Source organism: Chryseobacterium sp. CG10_8, assembly GCF_058117085.1.
The window spans coordinates 1-12,773 of the sequence record NZ_JBYVEB010000087.1; the positions used below are offsets into that span (position 1 = coordinate 1).

Annotated in this window: 5 protein-coding genes; all 5 read right to left on the bottom strand. The window is 37.0% G+C overall.

Annotated elements, in window-relative coordinates; translation table 11 throughout:
• Complete coding sequence (locus AC4AGG_RS12615) at positions 1 to 3,426, bottom strand: T9SS type B sorting domain-containing protein (protein ID WP_489772364.1); 3,426 nt, start codon at positions 3,424 to 3,426, stop codon at positions 1 to 3.
• 118 nt (positions 3,427 to 3,544) lie between these two features.
• A complete protein-coding gene (locus AC4AGG_RS12620; protein ID WP_489772365.1) occupies positions 3,545 to 6,655 on the bottom strand; it encodes a T9SS type B sorting domain-containing protein in 3,111 nt (1,036 codons plus the stop codon).
• A gap of 266 nt (positions 6,656 to 6,921) precedes the next feature.
• Positions 6,922 to 7,203 (bottom strand): transposase, encoded by a 282-nt coding sequence (locus AC4AGG_RS12625; protein ID WP_489772366.1) that lies wholly within the window; start codon positions 7,201 to 7,203, stop codon positions 6,922 to 6,924.
• An 85-nt stretch (positions 7,204 to 7,288) separates the two neighbouring features.
• Entirely contained in the window at positions 7,289 to 10,375 is a 3,087-nt protein-coding gene (locus AC4AGG_RS12630) for a T9SS type B sorting domain-containing protein (RefSeq protein WP_489772367.1), read from the bottom strand.
• 263 nt (positions 10,376 to 10,638) lie between these two features.
• A complete protein-coding gene (locus AC4AGG_RS12635) occupies positions 10,639 to 12,690 on the bottom strand; it encodes a S9 family peptidase (protein WP_489772368.1) in 2,052 nt (683 codons plus the stop codon).
• Positions 12,691 to 12,773 lie beyond the last annotated feature (83 nt).

Here is a 12,773-nt window from a genome sequence, read left to right on the forward strand (position 1 = left end):
TTATTTATCACCATAAAAGTCATTGTCACGATTTTTAACTAAAAGCCAACTGCTGTACTTGGTAATCGTCGACACCCCGAATTCTTTCCACTGAAGAATATACCAATAAGTACCGGTTGGAACAGGATGTCCATTCCTTGTTTTACCATTCCAAGTAAAATTATTCGTGGTATTTCCTCTGAAAATTTCCTGTCCATAACGATCAAAGATCACAAAAACAGGTTCATTTTTAGACAAAAGTTCAGAATAGTCAATTCTATCATTATAGCCATCTCCATTTGGTGTTATCACATTAATCAGATTAATTACTGAAAATTCTTTTTGGATAACCTTGCATTGTTTCGAGTCCCTAACATAAGCAATATAATCTCCCCTAACCACATTAGAAAAAACATTAGAATCCTGCCAACTCACATTATCTAAAGAATATTCATAAGGTGGAGTTCCTCCAGAAACGCTAATAGTTACGGTCCCATCTGTAATTTCGATAGCTGTAATTACCGGTTCTGTTGCCCCAACCACTTCCACGCTTTGCCTATACACACATCCATTATAGGTTAAGTCTACCCAATAACTACCAACACCAGCATTGATGCTTTGTGAAGTTGCTCCTGTATTCCATAAATAGGAGGTAAATCCTGAACCTGCATCCAAAACGGTAGTCGTATTCTCACAAATGGTTTGATTAAGCAACTCTGATGAAGAACGAGGCGTTTTGATAGTAAGTCCTATAGAACCAACATTAGGGCACAAAGTTGGACTTTCGAATCTTATATAGAAACTTCCCGCTAAATTAATCGACTGCGAACTACTGACCGCGCCAGTCTCATTTTGAGCATCTGTAAGACTAGTATAATAGGTTGCCGTTACCTGTGGGTCTGTTGTAAAGAGACCAAGATAGCTATTCAGATTAACTTGCACAATGCCATCAAAATCCGTGTCGCAAATACTTTGAGAAACCGTTGTCGCTGTAAGCGGTGTTCTACCTCCAAAAACCAAATTGATTGGCTGAACAACTGCTGCACACCCGTCTGGAGAATCCACTCTTATATAGACCGTGGTACTAGCAGGGAAAGTCCATGCATTAGGTAGTGTATTAGCGTTTCCAAGATTAGCATCTGCTAAATTTTGGTAATATCTTACCATGAAATAAGTCGCATTGTTTAATACATTTGCTGTCACGTCGCTGAAAGTTATTTCCGCTTGCCCGTCTAAATTATTATCACAAAATGTCCCTGTGTAACTGGAAACAGTTGCAAAAGGATAAAGAGTCAAAGTAATTTCTGCAATTTTTTTACAACCATTTTGCGTAGTAACAACAGCGTAAACATCCGTTCCCGTGCTTACAGAGTAACTAGTTGCATTTGAAATCACTGCGCTAGCATTTTGATTCTGTGCATCTACAAGTGTCGGATAATATAATATTGTTACTGGAGAATTAGTAGTGATATTAGCTGAAGTTAAATTAAAAGTCCCCACTCCACCTACAACACATGAATAAAGAACCGCATCACTAGCTTGATTTTGTTGTATCAGAAGAGTAACGATTACTGTTTCGCATTCTGGAAAATCTGCGTGATTACCACAAAAAGTATAAGTAAAAGTGTCTGTCGCAGCCACTCCAGGTGTCGTTGGGGTATAGGTAATTTGACCTGTTGTAGAGTTAATAGAGACTGTCCCTAAAGTTGGTTGAGTCACAATCGAAACTGTAGAAGGACTAACACTTTGTGGTATCGTTACCGCAGAAAATGCCGGTACAATTGTTTGCGAATCGCAAACATTATAGGTTGAAGAACTATTGACTAAACATTTTAAAACCTTATATGAAGCTGTCACCAAAGGTGCGCAAGTTCCTTGCGTTACTTGTGCAGTGTAATTCCCGGGAATTGTAGGAGTGTATGTAGAGCTAGTTGCGCCAGGAATTATAGCTCCATTGAGATACCATTGGTAGTTTTCATATACAACAGGATCTACTGCAAGAGTGACATTAGGGAAACATGTTCCGGTCGCTATAATACTTGGGGTAGTTGGGAAACCAGCAAAAAAACCACCATATCCAACGGCATCTGAACCAGCGGTTATCCCTGCCGTGATAGCCACGTTAGAAGTCACTGTGATATTCCCAGTCACATTGGGAATCCCATAAGTAACCCAATTTGACGTCCCTGTCATCGGAAACGGACCCGTCCCTGCTGGTGGAGGATTATTATTAACTAAAACTGTTGCCCCCGTTTGTGTTATCAAATTTAGCTTCGTGGGAATACTCAGAATTCCCGCTGGATTGTTATTGGAATAGACTTCGTTTTCATCGATAAATCCTAATTCGTCAATCTGTTTCGGCAAATAACAGTTGAGTGCTGGAATAAAATTAAATCCACCTGTCGCTACAGAATTACCAGTAGTATCATCAACACCAGCAAGTAACTGATAAACGTAGGCATTCTTGTTAGTGTGAACATAGAGATTATAATGTCCACTTCCTTGCAAAATATACTTTGTGTCCGGAATCACATAATAGTCACCCTCATTAATTGTTGCAATTGGAGTAGGCTCATTGTTGACAAAAATTTCAGTATTATCAGCAATAGCAACAACCAAAGCTTCCTCCATATTCATCCCTACAACCCCATTCCCTTTAACCATAGCAAACTCAGTTCCTAATCCTGTTATAGGCACCGATTGATCCATCAAAATATCGGAATGAAATGTTGATGTTGATGCATATTGTCCGTTAAAATTACCATTAGTCACATTAACTGGTTTATTGGCAACAATTTTAGCCCCAATAAATCCGTTGGAATTTTGGCTAAGACTTCCACTACCATCAATAATATAGGATTGACCTTTGTTTAATGTGAAAGTCATAGATGGATTTGTCGTACCTGTTGTTCCATTTGAAAACTGGACCGTTGGCGAATACCCTGAAACAGTGACCGTTGTATTATCCTGCGTTGCCAATATACTAGTCATAAAGTTGAGAATGGAATTGGTAGCGGTGATAGGAGCCATCGCTGTATAAAAAGTCGTACCTGTGGACGGAATCCCTTTTGAGGTTATAATCTCAGCATGACTATACACAGAAAAACGGAGATTAGCATAAAATGCGTAGCTCGCCTTAACATAAATCCCCTTAGTAACAGGGGTAAATAAATCAGATTGTTGTCTGGTGATTATATAATTTCTTGGCACATCGAATCTTTGAGGGTTACCCTTACTAATTGTAACTGTACCGATAAGCACATTGTTATTATAAATCTCTACAGGAAATGGTGTTGTCCTATTGGTAGACAAATACAATCTCTGAAATTGGTTGGGATTAGTAGTTCTATCTACCATGGGTGCAAACCAATGCTCTCGATCCAATTGAGCACTTACTTGTACACAAAGAAGAAGCATGACCAGTAGAGAAAGTAGATTCCGAAACATTTTTACAGATTTAACACAAATTTAGACAAATTATCTTCAAAAATTTAAGTATAGGATATAAAAAATGCGACTAAATATTACTTTAGCCGCACTTCCATCAATATAAAAAGTTTCCCTTTTATTCTCTATTCTTAACAAGGACCCATCCACTAAAAGCAACAGGAGTCTTCTTGTCATTGGGCTCTACCCAATTTATGTGATACCAATAAGTACCAGTACTCACTTTCTTCTTACCTAGATCCTTTCCTCCCCATTTATAATCATTACTCTCATCAGCAGTAAAAATTTTACTACCATATCGATCATATATCGCAAAAACTAAATCTTTCTTGTAGGCTAAAGCACTGTAATCAATATAGTCATTAAGTCCATCATCATTTGGTGTAATTGCGTTAACCAAGTTCGGAACTGTTAAATCCATTGTAATTGGAGTACAATCATAAGAGTCTTTAACATAGAACATAATTTGTCCTCTTGGTAAATCCGAAAATACATTGGACGTTTGCCAGTTAACTCCATCTATTGAATATTTATAAGGAGTACTTCCGCCTTGCACTGTTAATGTAACAGTATTATTGCTGATTTCAACATTAGTGATTACAGGATCTGGCGTCTTGTATACCGTTACTGTTTGAGTAGTATAACATCCTTCATCATGACCTAAAATCACGCTATATACACCAATACCTACTCCAGAAATTGTTTGAGTTGTAGCTCCCGTGCTCCATTCGTAGGAGTCAAAACCCGCTCCTGCATCCAAAGTTGTACGATCCTCAATACATATGTACTGATCTCTAAGTGCTGGTGAAAACACTGGTGGAATAATTGACAAAACGATTTCAGCAATGTCAAAACAGTTATTAGTTCCATACACCTTCACATATGCCGCAGAGGCTGGTGCAACGTAATTTGTTGGATCTACGATAATATTAGTCCCATTTTCAGCATCAGCAAGGGATGGGTAATATTCAAATGTAACTGACGTTTCATTAGTAACTGTTACTAAAGTTAAATTGAATGAAGCCGTATTTTGAGATCCATTACCAGCAATATAACATGAGCTTAAAGTAGCATCAAAAACATCTGGAGAATCTAAAAACTCTAGGTTAATCATTGCAGTGCCCTGACAATTTTGCGGTGTAGTAACCAAGACATATACACTTCCTCCTGTTCCCACATAAGCTGCTGGCGTAGTAATCTCATTTGTATCATTCTGCATATCTACTAAAGTTGGATAATACTGAAAAGTAGAGTTTGTAATATTGGTAAGGTTTGCACTCGTTAGATCAAATATACCAGATCCTAAATAATGACATGCTGTAATAGTATCATCAGTAACAACAAATGGCACAACATTAAAATTCAAGGTAACAGCTTCACAATCTCTAAACTCTGGTTCCGTACCACAAAACTGATAAACCAGGGTATCTGTTCCCGTGTATCCGGGCTGTGGGTAATATGTAATTTCTCCTGTTGATGAATTAATTGTTGCTGTGCCGTGACTTGGTGCAGTTGTTATTGCTACTGATCCTAAATCAATCGTCTGTGAAGAATTAGTGAAGTCAGGTGTAAATGACATTTCACCACAAGCATCAACATTTACAGTAGTTTCTTGTAGACATGTAAACACCTTATAAACTGGTGTTGTGAGTGGCGCACACGTTCCTGCTGAAACTAAAACCGTGTAATTTCCTGCTGCTGTTGGCGTATAAGTGTTGGTATTTCCCCCTGTTGTAATTGGATTACCGTTAACATACCATTGGTAGCTGTCATAACCGTCATTTACCTCTAATATAATACCAGGAATACAAGAGCCTGTCTGCTTAACAATCGTTGGAAAAGCATTAAATCCTGCAAAAAAGCCACCATATCCTGCTGTACCATAACCTCCATTAACACCAGCTGTCACAGCTTTGTTAGAGGTAATTGTCACATTTCCTGTTGGACCAGCTATTGAATAACTTACCCATTCTGTTGTCCCTGTAACAGGAAAAGGTCCATTAGCTGCCGCAATTGGAGCTCCATTATATAAAACTGTAGCACCAGTTTCTGTAATAATATTTGCTTTAAACTTGGTTGGATCTGCATATGTTCCAGGTTTAATTTCATTGATGAATCCAATTTCATCAATTTTTCGAGGCAAATAACAGTTTAATGGTGGTATGTAATTAAAACCTTCGGTTGCGTTATCAGTAGGCATTCCCGCAAGTAGTTGATACAAATAAGCGTTCTCGGAAGTTTCTACTAACATATTGTAATGACCACTTCCTGCCTGGTTAACATAATTTGTACCCTCGATTCTATAGAAATCTCCAGCGTTAATTGTAGCAAGAGGTGTTGCAGAGCCATTGACAAAGATCTGCGTATTGTCAACGGTAGCTACCACTAGACCTTCTTCCATTTTTCTTTGAGAAGTACCATTCATGATATCTCCTGTTCCCTTCACCATGATAAATTTCTTACCTAATTTATCAGTAGGTACAGACTGATCCAAGACAATATCAGATCCTCCAAATGTGGGTGCAGCATACTGTCCATTCATACTACCATTGGTAATAGAAATAGGCTTATCGGCAACAATCTTTGCACCCATAAATCTATCAGAATTATTAGCAATATTGTTGCTTCCTTCAATAATATAAGATTGTCCTTTATTAAGATTGAATGTAATTGTCGGGTTTGTAGTCCCTGTCCAGCCATTTCGAAACTGTGTATTACTAGCATATCCAGAAACTGTTATGGTAGTATTATTTTCAGTCGCAATAATCCCAGTCACAAAGTTACATATACTGGTAGTATAAGTATTGGGTGCCACCACCGCATAAAACTCTGTTCCTAGAGCTGCCTTCCCCTTAGATGTCACAATCTCAGCATGAGAGGTCTCCCATAGTCTCAAAGTACAATAAAAAGGCTTTTCAGCTACAAGTTGTAGTCCCATACTGATGGGAGCAAAAAGTTGAGCTGTATTTCTAGAAATAATGTAATTTGCAGGAACAGCAAAAACCGCAGGATTCCCCTTACTTATGGTAACCGACCCAATTGAAATGTTATTGTTATAAATAGTAACCACAAAAGGTGTTACTGAATCAGTAGAAAGATAGAGGTTGTTAGTACCTGATGCAGTCTCGGCATCGTAAACGGGTGCAATCCAATGCTCCGTATCACGTTGCGCAAAAAGATTCCCGCTAACCATAAGGATCACGAGAAACGAAAATAAAAGTCTTTTCATAGTTGATGGGTTTTCTATACCATACAAAAATATCAAAAAATAATATTCAAAATCATATAATTAAAATATGATCTTTAATAATTCCGTAATTTTAGTAGAATTAACTTTTCCTTTTCTCACCTTCTCAAAACATCAATGAAAATCAATTAACAGTTCATCCCTCCTAAATAAGGTGAATCGCAAAGCATGACTATATGAATATTCTTCAAAAATTTCCAACTTTCTTTAAACTTTCGATTCAATAAAAATTAAAAATGAATATCCGTTTATTTGCCTAATCCTGTAATGTTAGCAATGAAGAGCCTATCAAACAATTTTTCTCCAAAATATCTTCGATTCAGCTTATAGACAAACTCATTTAAGTACAATTGAAGGTATTTTCTTTTTATTTTATGATAATTTCCAAGAAGATTTCTTTTGGCATTGCTTATTGCAATATGGACCCATTTTAAAGTTTCTTTCGTAAAATTAAATAAACATTTTTTCACATCAACCACTTCAATTGGAAATTCAAACCACAAAGTTTCCAAAAACAAAATGAAATGCACTCACCATCATGCAAAATCAACAGAAAAAAAAATGCGACTAAATTTTACTTTAGCCGCACTTCCATCAATATAAAAAGTTTCCCTTTTATTCTCTATTCTTAACAAGAACCCATCCGCTGTAAGCAACAGGAGTCTTCTTGTCGTTGGGCTCTACCCAATTTATATGATACCAATAAGTACCAGTATTCACTTTTTTCTTACTGTCAGCCCTTCCTGACCATTTGTAGTTATTACTTTTATCAGCGGTAAAGACTTTGTTGCCATATCGGTCATAAATTGAAAAAACTAAATCTTTCTTGTATGCTAAAGCACTATAATCAATATAATCATTTACTCCATCATCATTTGGCGTGATTGCATTAACCAAGTTTGGAACTGTTAATTCCACTGAAACTGGAGTACAATCAAAAGAATCTTTAACGTAGAAGATATTCTGTCCTCTTTCTAAGTCAGTAAACACATTAGACGTTTGCCAACTTATTCCATCAAGCGAATATTGATATGGAGCAGTACCTCCTTGCACCGTTAGCGTAACAGTATTATTACTGATTTCAACATTAGTTATTACAGGATCTGGAGTCTTGTAAACTGTTACTGTTTGGGTTGTGTAACATCCGTCATCATGACCTAAGGTAACACTGTATACCCCAATACCTACACCAGAAATAGTCTGAGTTGTGGCACCAGTACTCCATTCGTAAGAGTCAAAGCCTGCTCCTGCATCTAACGTAGTACGATCCTCGATACAAATGTATTGATCCTGGAGTGTAGTAGAATACATCGGTGGAATTACCGTTAATGCAATTTCAGCAATATCAAAACAGTTATTAGATTCATATACTTTTACGAATGCTACCGAACTTGTTGAAACATAATGTAAAGGATCAGTAATTTCGTTAGTATTATTCTCGGCATCTGCTAAAGTTGGATAATACTCATAAGTGACCGGCGAATCATTAGTCACAGTAACTGATGTTAAATCAAATGATCCATAGTTCACTGTTCCATTCCCAACAATATAGCATGCACTCAATGTGGCATCAAAAACGTCTGGCGAATCCAAAAACTCCAAGTCAATGATGGCAACATCCTGACAATTTTGAGGAGTCGTAATCAAAACATATACACTTCCCCCTGTTCCAGAATAAGCTGTTGGATTACTAATTTCGTTGGTATCATTCTGTAGGTCAACCAATGTTGGATAATACTCGTAAGTAGAATTCGCAATGTTATTAATGTCAGCTGCTGTCAAATCAAAAATACCAGAACCCAAATATTGGCAAGCGTAGATTGTATCATTAGTCACAACAAAAGGTATAATATTAAAGTTCACAGTAACAGCCTCACAATCTTTGAAAACTGGCTCTGTACCACAAAATTGGTAAACCATAGTATCCGTTCCAGTATAACCTGGCTCAGGATAAAAAGTAATGACACCCGTTGAAGGATTAATAGTTGTTGTACCATGCGTAGGTGGAGTAGTTACTGCGATAGAAGCCAAGTCTATCGTCTGAGAAGAGTTAGTAAAGTCTGGCGTAAATGTCATTACTCCACAAGCCTCTGCTGCTTCAGTTGTTTCTTGTAGACAAGTAAATACCTGAAAAACAGGCGTTGTCAAAGGTGTACATGTCCCAGCTGTAACCAATACAGTATAGTTTCCAGCTACTGTAGGTGTAAATACATTAGTGTTTCCTCCTGGTGAAATCGGGTTACCATTAACGTACCATTGGTAGCTATCATAACCTTCATTAACCTCTAATACAATACCCGGAATACAAGTCCCTGTTTGTTTTACAATAGTAGGAAAAGCATTGAATCCCGCAAAATAACCTCCATAACCTGCCGTACTATAACCGCCATTAATTCCAGCAGTTACTGCCTTGTCAGAAATGATTGTTAAATTTCCTGTTACTCCTGTTAAAGAATAGGTTACCCAATCTGTGGTTCCTGTTAAAGGGAACGGTCCTTGTGCAGCGGTAGGAGTAACTCCATTAACGGTTATTGCAGCTCCTGTCTCTGTTAAAACATTGAGTTTCATTTCAATAGGAGATCCAGAATATGGCATTTGATCAACTAATCCAATTTCATCAATTTTCCTTGGTAAATAGCAGTTCAAAGGAGGAATGTAATTGAAACCGCAAGCATAGTTAGAACTACCAACCGAAACCAGTTGATAAATATAAGCATTCTTCGAGGTAGATACGAACATATTATAATGCCCACTACCTGCAACAGCCTCTACATAATTGGTTTCATTAATCCTATACCATTGTCCAGCATTAATAGTCGCTAGTGGTGCGCCTCCGTTGACTGAAATCGTAGTGTTATTTTCAGTTGCAACAACTATTGCTCCTTCCATGTTTTCTGCAGGTGAAGTTGACTTTGTCTTCACCATTGCAAACTCTTTTCCGAGTTTGTCAACTGGAACGGATTGATCCAATATTGGGTCAGAACCATCAGAGGTGCCGAGTCCAAAATTCCCATTACAATTTCCATTAGTAACTGAGATTGGTTTATTGGATACAATATGAGCACCAATAAATCCACTAATGTTGGCTGCAACATTTCCTGGACCTGCCAAAAGATAAGATTGCCCTTTGTTCAACGTGAAAGTATGTGTTGTTCCAGGTGCTGTACCTACATTAAAAAAAGATACAGCTGCACTATTCCATGTAACAGTAACCGTAGTATTGTTCTCGGTAGCTAAGATACCGGTCGTAAAATTGTATATCGAATTGGTGGATGTGTTAGGAGCAGCAGCAGAGTAGAACTCAGTCCCAATTCCAGATTTCCCTTTACTCGTTATAATTTCACCATGCGCTGACACAGCAAGTCTAAGACTACAATAAAACGGTTTGTCACCATTAAGATACAAACCTTTTGTTATCGCAGCAAAAACTTCACCCGCATTTGTTGATGATATAAGATTAGCGGGAACAGTATATACCTGAGGATTCCCCTTACTAACATTGACGGTCGCAAGTTGGATATTATTATTAAGAATTCTAACCTCAAATGGAGTCACAGAGTCTGTCGAAATATACAGTCTATTGGTATATCCTGACGTCGAAGCATCATAATACGGCGCTATCCAATGCTCCGTATCACGTTGCGCAAAAAGGCTCCCGCTCCACATAAGTATCGCGAGAAAAGAAAATAAAAGTCTTTTCATAGTTGATGGATTTTTCTATTCACAAACTTAACAAAAAAACTTAAAATAAATGCATTTACTGTAAAGAAAAATCAAAAAAACAGGTGAAAATCGAAAAATTATATAATGAAATTACAGAATTTTAGTATTTCTACAGAAATGATAGGGGAGAAAAATTATCAAAAATATTGCGATTTAGCATAAACGACACTCTAAAATTTAATCAAAAAACCAAGCGGGTGATTCATCCTCCAAAATCAGACATAATTAAAAATAGAATCTATTTACTCTTTTTGAAACTTTTCCAGCTTTAACAGAAATGCATACTCTAGCGCATCTTCTTTCAGGCTTTCGAATCTTCCGCTAGCACCTCCATGACCAGATGACATATCCGTTTTGAATATTAACAAATTAGAATCAGACTTCAATTCTCTTAATTTCGCGGTCCATTTTGCAGGTTCCCAATACTGAACTTGACTATCATGAAATCCTGTCGTTATCAGTAGATGTGGATAAGATTTGTTTTCAATATTGTCATAAGGAGAATAAGCTTTCATGTAATCATAATATTCCTTGTCTTTTGGGTTCCCCCATTCGTCAAACTCACCAGTGGTCAAAGGAATACTTTCATCGAGCATCGTGGTGACAACATCTACAAAAGGAACCTGAGCAACAGCAGCATTAAAAACTTCTGGAGCCATATGAATTACCGCTCCCATAAGGAGTCCACCTGCACTTCCTCCCATTGCATAAAGATGTTGCGCCGAAGTATAATTCTCACTAATAAGATATTTTGCAGCATCAATAAAATCATAGAAAGTATTCATTTTATTGAGCATTTTTCCATCTTCATACCATTCTCTTCCAAGATACTCCCCTCCTCTGATATGAGCTATAGCATAGATAAATCCTCGGTCTAACAATGACAATCTGACCGTCGAAAAACTCGCATCAACGGTATGACCATAACTTCCATAGCCGTATAAAAGTAGTGGTGTATTTGCACATTTAACAGTCTCTTTATGATAAACCAGAGAAATTGGAACTTTGGACTCTCCATCTCTAGACGGAGCCCAAATCCTTTCTGATATATAATTTTCACTAAAAAATTTACCACCTAAAACCTCTTGCCGCTTCAAGACCTTTGTTGTTTTCAACTTCATATCAAACTCCAAAGTCGAAGTTGGCTGAGTAAGCGAAGTATAACCATATCTCAATTTATCAGTATCAAACTCCAAATTAGTCCCAATATAAGCTGTATATGTTGGATCATGAAAAGGAAGATAAAAAGTGTCATTAGACTGAAAATCAATTACTCTAATTTGTAAAAGCCCTTCTTTTCTTTCTTCTAAAACCAAATAATTTTTGAAAATTTCGAATCCCTCCAATAATACATCCTCCCTATGCGGAATAATATCTTCCCAAAATTGAATTCCGCAATGATTAACTCCTGTTTTCACTAATTTGAAATTAAACGCGTCGTCCGCATTGGTAATGATATAGAACTCGTTCTCAAAATGCTCAACTACATACTCCAAGTCGTCCATTCTTGGTTGAAGAACCTTCCAATCGGCAAAAACATCATCTGCTGGGATAAACCTCATCTCATCAGAAATCGTACTCGAACTAGCAATAAAAATATAATCTAGCGATTTGGTTTTGAAAACATTAACATCAAAACTTTCATCTTTTTCATGAAAAACCAGCACATCCTCGGAAGAATCAGTCCCTAATCGATGTCTAAAAACCTGAAATGCACGAAGGCTTTTATCCTTCCTCGTATAGAAAATATGAAGATTATCTTTTGCCCAAACCACTCTTCCTGTGGTATTCTCAATCTTATCCTCAAGAATCTCATTTGTAAGTAGATTTTTGAAATTTAGTGTGTAAATTCTTCTACCCAAAGTATCCGTAGAAAAAGCAGCAATTTGGTTATCCTCACTCACGGCAACACTTCCCACATCAAAATACTCATAACCTTCAGCCAAAAGATTAGCATCGAGAATAATCTCTTCCTCATTTTCCATTTGCTCAAAATGTCGACAGAAAATAGGATATTCCTTAAGTTCTTCGTAACGAACTTGATACCAATATTGATTGAAAAAATAAGGAAGAGATTCATCGTCCTTTTTGTATCGTTCCTTCATTTCTTCAAACAATTCGTTTTGAAGATCTTCTGTATCCTTCATCACAAAGTCACAATATTTGTTTTCCTCCTCAAGATAACTGACAACCTCTGGGTTTTCTCTTTCATTCATCCAAAAATAATTGTCAACTCTTCTGTCCCCATGTATCTCGAGAACCTTTTCTATCTTTTTAGCAACCGGTGCTTTCATATCTTCTACTTATTTAATTTTCTAAAAAAACCATCTCTTCATAAGAAAAGATGGTTTTTTATTTTTATTTAGAGTTCTAAAAT